The organism is Rothia nasimurium, from assembly GCF_035916755.1.
Lineage (GTDB): Bacteria > Actinomycetota > Actinomycetes > Actinomycetales > Micrococcaceae > Rothia.
Genome location: NZ_JAYWIX010000004.1, coordinates 132,580 through 147,160, shown reverse-complemented (window position 1 = coordinate 147,160; position 14,581 = coordinate 132,580). Strand labels below are relative to the sequence as shown.

The following is a 14,581-nucleotide window of genomic DNA, read 5'->3' as shown; positions in this document are numbered from 1 at the left end:
CTTCCAGGGAAAGCCCCCTGCACCTTATGTAGTTTCTTCTACCAGATACGCACGCGCTCCTCCGGTGCCAGGTAGAGGGCGTTCTCGGGCTGCACATCGAAGGCGGTGTAGAACTCGTCGATGTTGCGGACCACACCGTTGACGCGGAACTCCTCGGGGGAGTGCGGGTCGATGGCCAGGAACATCTCGGCGGTCTGTGGGCGGGTCTTCATGCGCCAGCCCTGGGCCCAGGAGATAAAGACGCGCTGGGTGGCGGTCAGGCCGTCGATGACGGGGGCGGTCTCGAGGGTGAGGCCCTGGCGTTCCAGGTAAATCTGGTAGGCCTTGAGCGCGATGGAGAGGCCGCCCAGGTCACCGATGTTTTCGCCCAGGGTCAGTTCGCCGTTGACGGTAAACTTCTTGGGGTCGAGGCCGGTGGGGGTGTAGCCGTTGTACTGTTCCACCAGGGCCTTGGTGCGGGCGGTGAATTCTTCGCGGTCGGCGTCCGTCCACCAGTTGTTGAGTGCACCGGTGCCGTCGTACTTGGAGCCTTGGTCGTCGAAGCCGTGGCCGATCTCGTGGCCAATGACGCCGCCGATGGCGCCGTAGTTGACGGCGGCGTCCGCGTCCACGTCGAAGTAGGGGGCCTGCAGAATTGCGGCGGGGAAGACGATTTCGTTGGCCGGGGGCATGTAGTAGGCGTTGACGGTCTGCGGGGTCATGAGCCACTCGGTCTTGTCAACGGGCTCGTTGATGCGGGTGACCTGGAACTCGTGTTCAAAGACGCCCGAGCGGCGCAGGTTTTCGAAGAGGTCGTCGGTCAGTTCCAGGGTGGAATAGTCGCGCCATTTGTCGGGGTAGCCGATCTTGGTGACGAACTTGCTGAGCTTCTCGAGGGCGCGGGCGCGGGTCTCGTCGGTCATCCAGTCTAGGTCGGTGATGGAGCGGCGGTAGGCTTCGAGCAGGTCGTCGACCAGTTCCATCATTTTGGCCTTATGGGTGGGCGGGAAGTGAATGGCCACGTATTCCTTGCCCAGTTCTTCGCCCAGGGAGTTTTCGACCAGACTGACGCCGCGCTTCCAGCGGTCGCGCAGTTCTTCGGAGCCTGAGAGGGTGCGGCCGTAGAAGTCAAAGTTTTCTTCGACGATGGCCTGATTGAGGTAGGGGGCGCGGGAGTGGGCCATGTGCCAGATGTACCAGAGCTTCCAGATGAAGAGGGGAGCGGTGGCCCACATCTGGGCGGCTGCCTCAAAGTAGGAGGGCTGGTTGACCACAACGGTGCCGGCCTTCTCGGTAGAAATGCCCATGCCAGCTAACCAGGTGGTGAAGGGGAAGCCGGGGAACTTCTCGTCCAGCTCGGCGGCATCGACCGGGTTGTAGCGGGCATCGGCGTCGCGGGTGCGCACGTTATCCCAGTGGTGGGAGGCAATTTCGGTCTCGTGGGCGAAGACGGCGCGGGCGGCGTCCGCCGGTTCAAGTCCGAAGTTCTCTGCCAGGCCGGTCAGCTCAAACATGCGTTCAATGTGGGCGACGTAGGCCTCGCGCAGTTCGGCGTACTTCTCGTCGCGGTAGTAGGACTCATCGGGCAGACCCAGGCCGGTCTGCGCCAGGTAGAGCACGTACTTCTCGGGGTTCTTCGCGTCGATGCTGGTGTACCAGCCGAAGGGGCCACCGTGGCCCTGGCGGTCAAGCTCCGCCATGACCTGCACAAAATCATCGGGGGTAGCCGCGTCCAGCACCGGCTGCACCTCGGCGTGAAGCGGGGCGACGGCGTCCGCCTCAATTTTCTCGGTGTTCATGAAGGATGAGTAGAGGGCGCCAATGCGTGAGGACGGCTGTTCGGCGGCGAACTTCTCGACGATGTCGCGCACGTGCTCCTCGGCGGCGTCACGCAGGAAGTACATGCCACCGTCGCGGGAGCGGTCGGCGGGGATGAGGTGGGCGTCGTACCAGGTGCCGTTGACGTGACGGAAGAAGTCGTCGGCGGGGCTGGTCGCGGGGTCTAGGAAGCTAGTGTCGATACCTGAGTTAGTCATATCACCTAGTTTAGGGGCGCGGACGCCACCCGTCAGGTGCCCTGCGCGGGTTCGGCTCAGAGCGTGAGGGGCTGTTCTATCCCCTTCCGCTACTCCGTATTGTCGCCCCGCTATTTTGTACCGCGCTCTGCCCACTTTTTGGGTCAAAAGTGGGCAGAGCGCGGTACAAAGTCGGCAGGAGGGGCGTAACTAAACCGTGCCGCGCTTGGGGTGGCGCGTGACCGGGACTACGCTTAGACAATAAGAACACTGATAAATGGAAGGTGAACCATGGGCAAGAAACTAGAACTCAGCAAGGAACTCAAGCGCTCCAGCGACAAGGCGCAGAAGCGCTATGTGAAGGCCTACGCCAAGGCCCTAGACAAGCACGGCGACGAGAAGAAAGCCCGCAAGAAGGCCCAGAAGAGGCTTGAGAAGAAGTACGAGCTGGTGGGTAAGAAGTACAAAAAAATTACCGATAAGCCTCAGGCTGCGCCCAAGGGTAAGGGCGCCGCCGCCCTCTCTGCCGGTAAGGGTAAGAAGGGCTCCGAGAAAGTAAAGGCAGAGAAGACGGCCGACCAGAAGAAGTCTGACAAGAAGGACTCAAAGAAGAAAGCTAAGAACAATAAGAAGAGCGCGGCCCAGCGGGAAGCTGAGCTGATTCTGGCTGATGTAACCGAGGGCGGGGAAGAAACCGCCGGCTACGAAGAGATTCTTGATGCTGAGAGCCTGGAGCCCGGTGATCTTGAAGCGTTCGAGGGTGAGGAAGAAGCCCCCGATCTGCAGAGCGATGACCAGACCTTCCTCGTTGCAGAGGTGCGCCCCCTGGCGGAGCTGACGCGTGCTGAGCTCTACGAGCTGGCGAAACAGCTTGAGGTGCCGGGCCGCTCGTCCATGAACAAGGGTGATCTGCTGATTGCGGTGCGCGCCGCCCAGTAAGTCCGCTGGCCTAGCTCGCCTAGGCAGGTGTGACCTGGGTCTGTGAGCAACCAGCTATTACGCGAGCGCGCTGCAAAGAGTAGGCTTAACACCTATGTCTTCTACGCAAACACACCCCAACCCCGAAACTGGAGCGCACGCGGTCACCGAACCGGCAGCGCGCACCGCATCAATGCCCGCCGCCCATAAACTAGAGCGCCAGGAGTTACTGCTCCTGGCCATTATGGTAATCGCGGCTTTCGTGCTGATTCTTAATGAAACCCTGCTGGGTGTAGCCTTGCCCGACATCATGTCAGACCTGAACATCAGCGCCTCAACCGCCCAGTGGACCTCCACCGGCTTCATGCTGACCATGGCGGTCGTAACCCCGGCTTCTGGCTTCATCATCTCCCGCTACTCCATCCGCACGGTCTTTGTGGGCGCTATGGTCCTCTTCTCCCTGGGCACCCTGGTGGCTGCCACCGCCCCCGGCATTGCCCTGCTGTTGGTCGGCCGCGTACTCCAGGCCAGCGGTACCGGTGTGATGATTCCGCTGCTCATGACCACCATGATGCGCCTGGTCGCCCCCAGTAAAATCGGTCAGGCTATGGGCATCATCGGTATGGTCATCTCGGCCGCTCCCGCCGCGGGCCCGACCGTCTCGGGCATCATCCTGAACGCCGCTGGCTGGCGCTGGCTCTTCTGGCTGATTCTGCCCATCGGCATCATCGCCCTGGTGACTGGCCTGCGTCTGGCACCTGCCGAGAAGCCCGAGGGTAACTCGCAGAAGCTCGATGTGCTCTCAATTATTCTCTCCACCCTGGGCTTCGGCGGCCTGGTACTGGGGCTTTCATCCATGGGCGGCGATTCTTCCCATGGTGGCGCCCACCTACCCGTTAACCCCTGGGTTATTGTGGCTATCTCAGCTGCCCTGCTGGCAGTGTTCGCCCGCCGTCAGATTCAGCTGCAAGACCGAGGCCCCTTCATGGATCTGCGTATCTTCGGTGCCCGCCCCTTCACCCTGACCGTCATTATGACCTCCCTGGGTATGGGAGTCATGCTGGGAACCGCGATTATGATTCCCCTCTACGCCGCAAATGTGCTGGGTCTGAGCGCCCTGCAGACCGGCCTGATGCTGCTGCCCGGTGGTGTGCTCATGGCCGTGCTGAGCCCCTTCGTCGGCCGCCTGTCGGATCGCTTCGGTGCCCGCACCCTGGTCATCCCCGGTGCCCTTCTCTTTAGCGCCTCTATCTGGCTGATGAGCACCTTTAGCGCCACGACCCCGATTTGGTACCTGGTGGGCACCTACATGCTTATGACCTTCGCCCTGCCGCTCATCAATACTCCTATGATGTCGCTGGGTCTGGGCTCTCTGGGGCACGAGCTGCACGCTTTTGGATCCTCGGCTATGACCACCTTCCAGCAGGTATCCGGTGCCGCAGCAACCGCTCTCTTCGTGGCCCTGCTGGGTATCGGTTCAGCTGCCCACGGCGGCACCGGTACCGAGGCCTACATGGCAGGTGTGCACCTTGCCTTCCTGGTGGCAGCCTTCATGTCGCTGGGCTCTATCGTGGTAGCCCTGCTTCTGCCTGCCGGCAAGCAGGCTGCGGGCTCTGTGCCCATGGCCCACTAGGGACGCACCTGCGCTTCGCGGATGCAAGGACGCCGCCTCCCACCCTCCTGCCAGGCGGCAGGGAAGGTGGGAGACGACGTCCTTTTGCCTACCCGGGGTATTGCTAGACCGCTACGGTGAGGCTGGCTCGTACAGCCTCGGTTGCGGCGACCAGGGACCGAGCAAGAGGGATGTCAGGCGCCTGCGTGCTGCCCGGCGGCAGGTCGCCGCGCAGGGCTAAAAACCCGCGGACGCCGATCGCTAGAATACGGCGAACAGCAGTTTCCAGCTCCTCGGCGGTGTGCCCCACACAGGTGAGGTGAGCCAGGGGAGTGAGCCGGGTTTCATGCACCAGATGGTCGAGCAAGGCCAGGGTTTTCTGCACAGGTCGTTGGGTAGACCCGAAAGAATGCGGTGGCCGCTCCCACTGGCGGCGGGAGGGCGCCACACAGTGCGGTGGCCGCTCCCACTGGTGATGCACTCTATCGGTCCTAGAAGGAGCACCCTTTCCCGTCAGGGGGTGCTGCGACGTCATCGAGCTAGGTCTCTTGGTCGCTCTGGATAGATTTGATGGTTCTACAGTAGGAGCGCAGGTAGGGCGCTGGCAAGAAACTGCCGCTCTGTGTAGCTCTTTGACTCTGTGCCGGGTGTGGTGAGACACATGACAGTAATATGAAGGGTATGAGCATTGAATACCGACAACTGGGAAAAAGCGGCCTCACCGTTTCACATGTAGGCCTGGGGTGCAATAACCTGGGCCGCGCCAAAACCGCCACCGAAACGCAAGCCGGAACCAACGCCGTCATCACCGCCGCCGTTGAAGCAGGCATTACCCTTTTCGATGTGGCAGATATTTACGGGGCTGAACCGGGTGTTTCTGAAACCATGTTTGGGAAGGCCCTGCGCGAGACCGGAATCGACCGCGATGAGATTGTGATTGTCTCTAAGTTCGGTATGGATATGGGCGGGGCTAACGGCACCGATCACGGGGTGCGCGGCTCCCGCCGCTATATTATGCGGGCGGTTGAGGCTTCCCTGAGCCGCCTGGGCACCGACTACATCGACCTCTACTTCCACCACACCCCCGACCCGGCAACCCCCATGGAAGAAACCCTCTCAGCCCTGGGCACCCTGATTGAGCAGGGCAAGGTGCGCTACATTGGGTCATCCAACCACACCGGCTGGCAGATTGCCCACGCCGAACACCTGGGCCGGGCCCTGGGCCACCGCTACATTGCGGCTGAAAACCACTACAACCTGCTCGACCGCCGCGCTGAGCTTGAGGTGCTGCCCGCCGCCCGCGAATTCGGGCTGGGCGTGCTGCCCTACTTCCCCCTGGCCAACGGCCTGCTGACGGGTAAGTATTCCCGCTCTTTTGCTCCTGCCGACGGGCGCCTGACCCGCATCAAACCCGATATTTTGGACGGCGCCAACTGGGACCAGCTCGAAGCTTTCTCAGCCTTTGCCGCCGAGCTCGATCTCACTGAGGTGCAGGTTGCCTTCTCGTGGCTGGCTCAGCAGGAGCCGGTTTCCTCCGTCATTGCCGGTGCCACCACCGAGGAGCAGGTGCGCGCCAACGCCGCTTCCGTCGTCCGCCGGTTTGACGCGGACGAACTCGCCCGCCTCGACGAGATCTTCCCGGCACCGCCGAAGGTGGCACTCTTCTAAAGTGCCCGCCCAATATACGACGCCCTCCCTCTCTTACCAGCGACGCTAGCGGCTGTGAAGAAGAGAAGGAAGGCGTGCCCGTTGTATGTAGAACTAGACGGTGAGCTCAGCCAGCAGGGCACGGACACGGGCGTCGATATCGTCCCGAATCAGGTTCATACGCTCAGCCCCTTCAATTCCCTCGTGGGAGGGCTCCACAGTATTCCAGCGTTCGGTCTTAGCCAAGATCTCCTCATCCGTAGTTTCAAGCTGGGCCGCCCCACCGAGAATGACGATACGGTCGGCAACAGCCAGGTCGTCAGCGCTCGCAAACTTGGGCGTACCCTTGCTCATATCTGCGCCGAGTTCGGCGAGCGAGGCGGCTGATTCCGCATTGACCGCGCTGCCCACCGCAGCCTTGGTGCCCGCAGACGTTGCTCGCACGCGTCCTTGCGCGTGAAGGTTCATCAGGGCCTCAGCCATCTGAGACTTGCCCTTGTTGGACTGGCAGATAAAAAGAACGTGAGGGGTGGAAGTCATAGTTCCATCATATGATTCACCAAGAACTTCCACATACATAAAAGCCTGCCCCGACCCCCTTCTCAGAGAAGGGGTCAGGGCGGGCTTTTATATTTTTCTCGTCTTTAGAGATTGTCGATGGCGTACTGGGCCTGTTCGGGGGTGAACTTTTCACCGTATTCACTAGTGAGTTGATCGTAGAGACGGTTTGTGCTCATATCCATAGTATCTAGGTAATTACGGGCTGACTCTAGAGCCTCAGCATTCCAATCTGCCTTAACATTATCTACTGCATATTGAGCCTGCTCAGGTGTGAACTGTTCGCCGTATTCACTAGTTAACTGGTCATAGAGACCCGCGTATGAGAAAGGCATGATATCGATGTAGTTCTGTGCGCTTCCCAAGGCTTCAGCATTCCAGTCAGCGTTGAGATTATCCATTGCATACTGGGCTGCCTCAGGTGAGAACTTTTCACCGTATTCACTGGTGAGTTGCTCGTAGAGGCCTGCGTATGAGAAATCCATGATGCTAAGGTAGCGGTTTGCGGTGGAAAGGGCATTGCTGTAATCGCGGGGTACATCACTGGTGGCGGCATTAGTTTGCTGAGATGCTTCGGTAGATGGCGCGCTCGAAGCGGCAGGGGTAGTTGTAGTTGGGACGGTTGTAGCCGGGGCTGTGGAACGTATGGGAGCAGCTGCCGACGGGCTAGCTGCCGCTGACTCAAGCTCCTTCAAATTCTGCTGGAGCTCGGCATCGTTAGCGATGGCGTTGAAGGCAAAGAAAAACAGGACGATACCTGAAATCACTGACCCGATCACCGAGAGTGCAATGGCGATAATCGAGGTGACCTTTTCCTTGTTTTTCTGGAAAAGGCCAACAATGCCGGTCACAAAAGCTGCAAACAGCAAGAGCCAACCGAGTAACATGACCGCGGGGATGCAACCTAGGATAAAGCCGAGGATGCCCAGGCCTAGAGCCACCAGGCCAACCACGTTCTTAGGCTTTTTGCCGTTAGGTTGCTGGGGTGAGGCATAGGGATCGTAGTAGGGCTGCTGGCCCGGTGCGGCATAAGCGCCAGCAGGCGCGGAAGGCCCACCTGGCTGATTGGGCTGAGAAAACGGTGTGTTAGGTGTGTATGGGTTTTCGCTCATACACTCCAGCTTAAAGACGAACTGGGTACCTGCTGGCTAGATGTCGGATTATTTCTCGATGATTCCAGGGAACCTGCCACCGGCGTCCGCCCACCCTCTACCGCTAGCAGCGCAAAACCTGGAATACCTCACCCAAACACAAACCACCCTTACCCTTGCTATCCTTAAGAATGGTGTGCCCTGCGTCCGCGCTGTCCGCACAGGCCGCGCAGCCCCACCCCACCGCCGTGAAACCCGGCAGGTGACCCCCTATTCAGGAGTAAGACTTATGCCAGCAATTGTGATTGTAGGCGCCCAGTGGGGCGACGAAGGTAAGGGCAAAGCAACCGACCTGCTCGGCGGCCGCGTCGACTACGTCGTCAAGCCCAACGGCGGCAACAACGCCGGCCACACCGTCGTCGTCAACGGCCAGAAGTTTGAGCTCAAGCTCCTTCCCGCCGGCATTCTCTCAGAAAACGCTGTGCCCGTCATTGGCAACGGTGTCGTTGTGAACCCCGAGGCCCTCTTCGAAGAAATTGACGGCCTCGAAGCGCGAGGTGCAGACATCTCCAAGCTCAAAATTTCAGCTAACGCCCACCTGGTAGCGCCCTATCACCAGACCATGGACAAGGTCACCGAGCGCTTCCTCGGCAAGCGCGCCATCGGCACCACTGGCCGCGGCATCGGCCCCACCTACATGGATAAGGTTGGCCGTCTGGGCATTCGCGTGCAGGACATCCTCGACGAGTCCATCCTGCGCCAGAAGGTTGAAGGTGCCCTGCGCCAGAAGAACGAACTGCTGGTCAAGGTCTACAACCGTCGCCACGTTGAGGTCGAAGAAATCGTGGAGTACTTCATGAGCTTCGCCGACCGCCTGGCCCCCATGATTGTTGAGTCAACCCAGCTGCTCAACAAGGCCCTGGACGAGGGTAAGACCCTGCTCATGGAAGGCGGCCAGGCTACCTTCCTGGACGTTGACCATGGCACCTACCCCTTCGTGACTTCCTCCAACCCCACTGCAGGCGGTGCCTCCGTTGGCTCCGGTGTTGGCCCCACCCGTATCTCCCGCGTCATCGGTATTCAGAAGGCCTACACCACCCGCGTGGGTGCTGGCCCCTTCCCCACTGAACTCTTCGATGAGATGGGTGAATTCCTGCGCACCACCGGTGGTGAGTTCGGTGTGAACACCGGCCGCCCCCGCCGCTGCGGCTGGTACGACGCGGTTCTGGCCCGCCAGGCTGTACGTATCAACGGCTTCACCGACCTCTTCATCACCAAGCTGGACGTGCTCACTGGGCTTGAGAAGATTCCTGTCTGCGTCGCCTACGATGTAGATGGTGTTCGCCACGACGAAATGCCCATGACTCAGTCAGACTTCCACCACGCCAAGCCCATCTATGAGTACTTCGACGGCTGGACCGAAGACATCACCGAGGCCAAGACCCTCGACGAGCTGCCCGAAAACGCTCGTCTCTACCTGGAGAAGCTAGAAGAGATCTCTGGTTGCCGCATCTCCGCTATTGGTGTTGGCCCCGGCCGCGAGCAGACCATCGTCGTGCGCGACCTGATTGAGGACGAAAAGTAGGGCGGACGTCCACGCCCCCTCCTTACAAGGGGACCTCAAAACTTAAAAAGGACCGCAAAATATGCGGTCCTTTTTAAGTTTTGCGGTCCCTTCCTACATCTTTACCCCGCGCAGGGTGCGCACCACCATCACAGTGCAGATCAGCATCAGCACCACGCCGATAGCCGACGTATAAACCACACCCGAGTCGAAGGCGTGCTGGGCCGAAGCTAGTAGGGCAGCGCCGGTTTCCCCGCCGACGCGCTCGGCAGTTTCCGCCGCTCCGCCCAGGGTCTCGCGAGCGGCGTCCGCGTCCGCAGCGCTGACCCCCTCGGGCACCACCAGGTGGGCAACGTAAGCCGCGTTCAGAATCGACCCCAGAATCGCAGTACCCATGACCGAGCCGGTTTCATAGGCGGTCTCCGAGATAGCGGACGCCGCACCCGCCTTGTGCGGGGGCACAGCGGCCAGGATGATGTCGTTGGTCAGGGTCTCGGCAAAGCCGATACCCACACCGAGTAAGGCAAAAGCCACCAGAATGCCGGTATCAGAGCCTGAATTAGCGGTGAAGAAGACCAGGGCGAAGGCAGCTGCATTCATGAGCAGGGCCCCTGAAATGACGATCCAGGGCTTGAGGATCTTGACGATATAGACAACCACCAGACCCGCAACAACGGTCAGCACCAGACCCGGCAGTAGCAGTAGAGCCGCACTAAAGGGAGAGTGGCCGCTGACCAGCTGCAAGTGCTGGGAGACGAAGTAGAGAAAGCCAACCAGTGAGAAGATCGCCATGAGGTTGGTGAGCACCGCGCCGGTGAACTGCTTGTTGGTGAAGAGGCGCACGTCCAGCATGGGGTTAGTGCGTGCCAGCTGGCGGCGGGTAAAAGCAATGCCGCAGATGGTTGCTACCAGCAGCAGGACGACGGTGAGCAGGTCGAAGCCGTCGTAGGCAAAGTGCTTGATGGCGTAGACGAAGGGGGTCATGGTCGCCATAATCAGGGCGATGCTGACGAAGTCGATGGTGCCGGGGTTGGGGTCTTTGGAATTGGGAATCAGCCAGAAGCCCAGCAGGAGCATGGGCAGTAGCACGGGCACAGCCATGAGGAAGACCGAGCCCCAGTAGAAGTGTTCCAGCAGGAAGCCGCCAACAACCGGGCCCAGAGCTGCACCGCCAGCAAAGCCTGAGGCCCAAATGGCGATAGCGGTGCGGCGTTCGGTAGCGTCGGCAAACATGTTGCGAATAATCGAGAGCGTCGCGGGCATGAGCATGGCCCCGAAGATACCCATACCGGCGCGGGCGGCAATGAGCCAGGCGGCGGTGGGGGCGAAGGCCGCGGCAGCTGAAATGACGGTAAAGCCGAAACCGCCCAGCAGGAGCATGGTGCGGCGACCAAAACGGTCACCCATGCTGCCTGCGGGAATGAGTAGACCCGAGAGAATCAGCGGGTAAATGTCGTTAATCCAGAGCAGCTGGGTGCCGCTGGGCGAAAGCTGGGCTGAGATTTCGGGCAGGGCAAAGGAGAGCACCGTGTTATCGACTGAGACCAGCAGCACTGGCAGCATAAGGACGGCTAGGGCCGCCCAGCGGCGGGAGTAGGGGGCTGTGGTGGGTTCGGTAACGGCTCTCATTTGGCCGGTTGCGGGGTGCATGTCTGCTCTTTCGTGAGGACGGCTACCTGGGGTTGGTGCGGGTGCGGTACCGGGGGCAGGACGCCGGCGGTACGCTACACCGCTCATCGGTAGCGGGGTGCTCGCCAGGAACACACTCATTACTATACCGTCTGGACGGTTTTGTTTTCAAGTGGGGAGGCGGTAGGGTGGGGCACATGAGTTCTCGCGAAAAAATCCTCGACGCCTACGAAGCCCTGCTCATTGAAGAGGGGGAGCGGGCGGCGTCCATGAACGCTATTGCCGCCCGCGCCGGGGTGTCGAAGGGTGGGCTGCTCTACCATTTCCCCGATAAGACAGCCCTGGTCGATGGGCTGTTGGCGCGGGCCTGGGCGCTCGCTGAGCAGGATTTCAAGGCTATGGCGGGCGACCCGGCCGGGGCCTGCGCCTACTATGTGCGCACCTCCATGTACGAAGACACCCCTTTTGACCGGGTGTTTGTGGCCGCGTCGCGCCTGCGTCAGGACGCCGCCGAGAAGGTAGCCGAGGTCTACGACAGGATCCAGGGGCGCTGGTTTGAGATGATTCGGGCCGAGGTTCCCTCGGATGCGGTGGCCCGCGTTATCTTGCTGATGGGGGACGGGCTCTACTACAACGCGGCGGTCGCCAGTAGCGAATCCCGCCCCAACCTTGCCCTCAGTGGCGACATGGATGCCCTGCTGGAAGTAGTAGAGCAGCTCAAAGGCTAGTCAGCCAGCACCGCTACCGCCTCATAGGGGCGGAGCACGATTTCATTGCCCCCCAGCGCGGGTTCATTCTTGTAATTACACAGAAGCACCGACCCCGCCGCGAACTCCGCGGGCAGCTGCACGGCGGCGTCCTGGCCGTAGAAATTGCAGAGCACCAGCAGGCGCTGGCCCTCGTGCTCGCGCACAAAACCGTAGACGCTCTCGTGCTCGCGGGCAAAGGGCTCATAAGACCCTTCAGCAATCAGCGGCAGCTCATGACGCAGGCGCACCAGCTCCCGGTAGAAGGGCAGAATGGTACCCTCTGCCTCTTCGCGCTCAACGTTAATGTCGGCCTGCGAGGTAGGCATGAGCCAGGGCTTTACCCGCGAGAAGCCGGCGAATTCGGAAGAATCCCATTGCATGGGGGTGCGGGAGTTATCGCGGGACTTCTTGGTGACAATGCGGAAGGCCTCGGCCTTACTCACGCCCCGATCCTGCAGAATGGCAAAGGCGTTGTGGGATTCAACGTCCACGTAGTCATCCATGGATGAATAGACCGGATCAACCATGCCGATCTCTTCGCCCTGGTAGATGTAGGGGGTGCCGCGGGTCAGGTGCACGGCAGCAGCCAGCATGGTGGCGGACTCAGCCCGGTAACGCTCCACGTCACCAAAGCGGTTGAGGGCGCGGGGTTGGTCGTGGTTATTCCAGAAGGACGCCTGCCAGCCGCCCCCTGCCTGAATACCCACGGCCCAGTCGGTCAGCAGGCTCTTGAGCGCCATGAAGTCAAAGGGCACGTCAGACCACTTTTCGGCCCCATCGTAGTCCACCTTGAGGTGGTGGAAGGAGAAGACCATATCCAGCTCTTCATTAGCCGGGTTGGTGTAGCGCACGCTGCTTTCGATGGTGGTCGATGACATCTCACCCACAGTCACGGTGCCCTCGGTGCCGCCAAAGGTGGCCCGGTGCAGTTCCTGCACCCAGGGGTGTACGCGGTCGGTGTCGGTGTAGATGAGCTTGTCGTTCTCGCCGGGGGCCGCATCCCGCAGATCCTCGGCCTTGCCAATCACGTTGAGCACGTCAAAGCGGAAGCCGCGAACGCCCTTGTCCTTCCAGAAATTTACGACCTTAAAGAGTTCTTCGCGCACCCTGGGGTTGTGCCAGTTCAGGTCTGCCTGGGTCACGTCGTAGAGATGCATGTAGTAGAGGTCGGTATCACCAAACTGTGACCAGGCCGGGCCACCGAACTTGGACTCCCAATTGGTCGGTAGGGAGCCGTCCTCCTGCGCCGGGCGCAGGTAGAAGAAGTCCTGGTACTCCTTCTCACCGGCCAGTGCCCGCTGGAACCACTCGTGCTCGGTAGAGACATGGTTGAGCACCATATCGAACATTACCCCGATGCCCTCTCGCCCCAAGGCCGTAATCAGCTCTTCGGTGTCCGCCATGGTGCCCATTGCGGGGTCTACCTCATAGTAGTTGGCGATGTCGTAGCCGTTATCGTTCTGCGGCGAGACAAAAAAGGGGTTGAACCAGACCATGTCCACCCCCAGCGAGGCAATGTAGGGGACCTTCTCGATGATGCCCCGCAGGTCGCCTATGCCGTTGCCGCTCGAATCGTAGAAGGACTTGGGGTAGACCTGGTAGATGACCTTATCGTGAAAGCTCATAGTGTGCTCCAAAGGGTGGGACGCCGGTGCTGGGGTGGCTGCGCCCGGTAGGTTAGGTGGGGTAAAAGAAAAGAAGCGTGCCCCGTCAAAGCGGGGTACGCTTCTTAAGCTTACCTGTCTAACAGGTGCTTCGGCCTTTGTCGCAGCCGATGTGGAACTTTATTCAGAAACCGGAATTTCCTGGCGACGGTGGGCGAAGTCCAGGTAACGGAACTTATCGGCGCGGTGGCGGGAGATGGTGTACTGGAAGGCGGTGCCGTCCTCAAGCACGGTGATAGAGGTGGTCACAGCAACGTACTCGCCAGCGTGCAGGTTCAGGTACTTGGCATCGTTGGGGGTAGCCTGCTCGATGGTGATTTGCTTGGCAGATGATACGATGCTTAGGCCCAGCTCACCCTCGAAGTAGTGGTAGAGGGAATCCTCCGCGACCTCGCGGGGAATCTCGGGAACTACGCTCTTGATGATGTAGTCGTGGTCGATAATGGCGGGGGCACCATCCATGTGGCGCACGCGCATGACATGGGTGACGGGAACCTGCTCAACGGCACCATCGGTCAGGGCCTGGAAAGGTACGTGGGGCAGGATAGCGTCTTCGAGCTCAACCAGTTCGGTCTGGGTGTCGCGGCTGGTTGACTCGGCAAATTCCTTGTAGCTCACCAGAGAAGACACCGGAATGGAGTAACGCTTGTGGTCAATGACCAGGGAGCCCTTACCCATGATGCGCTGGATGTAGCCGCGGTCGGTCAGAATTGCCAGGGCCTTGCGGGCGGTCTCACGAGAGACGTTGTACTTCTCGGTCAGCTTCTTTTCGCTGGGCAGCAGGTCGCCCACGCCGTACTTACCTTCATCAATATCACGAGCCAGGTCGTGGTAGATGCGTTCAAACTTTCCCATTTGGTTCCCCTATGTAATAGGTGCAAGAGCACATTGTGTGAGATGGAGTGAGGGTTTCACACGGTGATTGTGTTTCCCTATAGTCTAGGGCGCACCTCAGGGGTTTGCGAGAGAAACACCTATAAATTTGTGTCACACGTTAGACAGGGTAGTGACATGCCGGTTTTTACCGGGAGGGTGCGAGTCTGGCATGCGGAAACAATGGTTAGTAAGAGCACTGCTCGCACCGGGTGTGGCGCGAAACGCACTCTCTCGTCGTGAGAAGCGGGCCGCCGGCGTCCGCCCCTTCTCCAGTATGTG

12 protein-coding genes are annotated in these 14,581 nt (G+C 60.3%); 5 read left to right on the top strand and 7 right to left on the bottom strand.

Annotated features, from left to right (window positions below):
* Nucleotides 1-38: 38 nt before the first annotated feature.
* On the bottom strand, nt 39-2,015 hold the full coding sequence (locus VSX42_RS05695) for a M13 family metallopeptidase (RefSeq protein ID WP_326503365.1): 1,977 nt from the start codon (nt 2,013-2,015) through the stop codon (nt 39-41).
* Nucleotides 2,016-2,285: 270 nt separating this feature from the next.
* Between VSX42_RS05695 and VSX42_RS05690 the strand changes: the two genes are divergently transcribed.
* Both VSX42_RS05690 and VSX42_RS05685 read left to right on the top strand, forming a co-directional pair.
* The gene (locus tag VSX42_RS05690) at nt 2,286-2,933 is read left to right on the top strand and encodes a Rho termination factor N-terminal domain-containing protein (protein WP_326503364.1); all 648 of its coding nucleotides are present in this window, start codon (nt 2,286-2,288) and stop codon (nt 2,931-2,933) included.
* Between the two features lie 94 nt (nt 2,934-3,027).
* The gene (locus VSX42_RS05685) at nt 3,028-4,545 is read left to right on the top strand and encodes an MDR family MFS transporter (protein WP_326503363.1); all 1,518 of its coding nucleotides are present in this window, start codon (nt 3,028-3,030) and stop codon (nt 4,543-4,545) included.
* 103 nt (nt 4,546-4,648) lie between these two features.
* On the opposite strand, the gene VSX42_RS05680 is transcribed toward VSX42_RS05685, so the two are convergent.
* Nucleotides 4,649-5,059, bottom strand: coding sequence for a methylenetetrahydrofolate reductase (locus VSX42_RS05680; RefSeq protein ID WP_326503362.1), 411 nt, complete (start codon nt 5,057-5,059; stop codon nt 4,649-4,651).
* 146 nt (nt 5,060-5,205) lie between these two features.
* Here VSX42_RS05680 and VSX42_RS05675 point away from each other — a divergent pair, with 146 nt between their 5' ends.
* Complete coding sequence (locus VSX42_RS05675) at nt 5,206-6,192, top strand: aldo/keto reductase (RefSeq protein ID WP_418950777.1); 987 nt, start codon at nt 5,206-5,208, stop codon at nt 6,190-6,192.
* Between the two features lie 93 nt (nt 6,193-6,285).
* On the opposite strand, the gene VSX42_RS05670 is transcribed toward VSX42_RS05675, so the two are convergent.
* Nucleotides 6,286-6,711 carry a low molecular weight phosphatase family protein gene (locus tag VSX42_RS05670; protein WP_326503360.1) on the bottom strand — a complete coding sequence of 142 codons (426 nt, stop codon included), beginning with the start codon at nt 6,709-6,711 and terminating at the stop codon, nt 6,286-6,288.
* Between the two features lie 104 nt (nt 6,712-6,815).
* Nucleotides 6,816-7,841, bottom strand: coding sequence for an Ltp family lipoprotein (locus VSX42_RS05665; RefSeq protein ID WP_326503359.1), 1,026 nt, complete (start codon nt 7,839-7,841; stop codon nt 6,816-6,818).
* A 268-nt stretch (nt 7,842-8,109) separates the two neighbouring features.
* Here VSX42_RS05665 and VSX42_RS05660 point away from each other — a divergent pair, with 268 nt between their 5' ends.
* Nucleotides 8,110-9,405, top strand: a complete 1,296-nt coding sequence (locus VSX42_RS05660; protein ID WP_326503451.1) for an adenylosuccinate synthase — start codon at nt 8,110-8,112, stop codon at nt 9,403-9,405.
* Between the two features lie 93 nt (nt 9,406-9,498).
* Here the strand turns inward: VSX42_RS05660 and VSX42_RS05655 are convergent, their stop codons facing one another.
* A complete protein-coding gene (locus VSX42_RS05655; protein ID WP_326503358.1) occupies nt 9,499-11,034 on the bottom strand; it encodes an MFS transporter in 1,536 nt (511 codons plus the stop codon).
* A 176-nt stretch (nt 11,035-11,210) separates the two neighbouring features.
* On the opposite strand from VSX42_RS05655, the gene VSX42_RS05650 reads away from it, so the two are divergent.
* The gene (locus tag VSX42_RS05650) at nt 11,211-11,741 is read left to right on the top strand and encodes a helix-turn-helix domain-containing protein (RefSeq protein ID WP_326503357.1); all 531 of its coding nucleotides are present in this window, start codon (nt 11,211-11,213) and stop codon (nt 11,739-11,741) included.
* On the opposite strand, the gene VSX42_RS05645 is transcribed toward VSX42_RS05650, so the two are convergent.
* Both VSX42_RS05645 and treR read right to left on the bottom strand, forming a co-directional pair.
* Nucleotides 11,738-13,387 carry an alpha,alpha-phosphotrehalase gene (locus VSX42_RS05645; protein ID WP_326503356.1) on the bottom strand — a complete coding sequence of 550 codons (1,650 nt, stop codon included), beginning with the start codon at nt 13,385-13,387 and terminating at the stop codon, nt 11,738-11,740. The genes VSX42_RS05650 and VSX42_RS05645 overlap by 4 nt on opposite strands.
* Before the next feature lie 159 nt (nt 13,388-13,546).
* Nucleotides 13,547-14,281 carry a trehalose operon repressor gene (gene treR / locus VSX42_RS05640; protein WP_326503355.1) on the bottom strand — a complete coding sequence of 245 codons (735 nt, stop codon included), beginning with the start codon at nt 14,279-14,281 and terminating at the stop codon, nt 13,547-13,549.
* Nucleotides 14,282-14,581: the final 300 nt, after the last annotated feature.

Bases quoted from the DNA above. Each gene is read 5' to 3' on its own strand.
- VSX42_RS05675 (WP_418950777.1), top strand. From the start codon at position 5,206: ATGAGCATTGAATACCGACAACTGGGAAAAAGCGGCCTCACCGTTTCA.
- treR (WP_326503355.1), bottom strand. From the start codon at position 14,281: ATGGGAAAGTTTGAACGCATCTACCACGACCTGGCTCGTGATATTGAT.
- VSX42_RS05665 (WP_326503359.1), bottom strand. From the start codon at position 7,841: ATGAGCGAAAACCCATACACACCTAACACACCGTTTTCTCAGCCCAAT.
- VSX42_RS05655 (WP_326503358.1), bottom strand. From the start codon at position 11,034: ATGCACCCCGCAACCGGCCAAATGAGAGCCGTTACCGAACCCACCACA.
- VSX42_RS05680 (WP_326503362.1), bottom strand. From the start codon at position 5,059: ATGACGTCGCAGCACCCCCTGACGGGAAAGGGTGCTCCTTCTAGGACC.
- VSX42_RS05670 (WP_326503360.1), bottom strand. From the start codon at position 6,711: ATGACTTCCACCCCTCACGTTCTTTTTATCTGCCAGTCCAACAAGGGC.
- VSX42_RS05690 (WP_326503364.1), top strand. From the start codon at position 2,286: ATGGGCAAGAAACTAGAACTCAGCAAGGAACTCAAGCGCTCCAGCGAC.
- VSX42_RS05660 (WP_326503451.1), top strand. From the start codon at position 8,110: ATGCCAGCAATTGTGATTGTAGGCGCCCAGTGGGGCGACGAAGGTAAG.
- VSX42_RS05645 (WP_326503356.1), bottom strand. From the start codon at position 13,387: ATGAGCTTTCACGATAAGGTCATCTACCAGGTCTACCCCAAGTCCTTC.
- VSX42_RS05650 (WP_326503357.1), top strand. From the start codon at position 11,211: ATGAGTTCTCGCGAAAAAATCCTCGACGCCTACGAAGCCCTGCTCATT.
- VSX42_RS05695 (WP_326503365.1), bottom strand. From the start codon at position 2,015: ATGACTAACTCAGGTATCGACACTAGCTTCCTAGACCCCGCGACCAGC.
- VSX42_RS05685 (WP_326503363.1), top strand. From the start codon at position 3,028: ATGTCTTCTACGCAAACACACCCCAACCCCGAAACTGGAGCGCACGCG.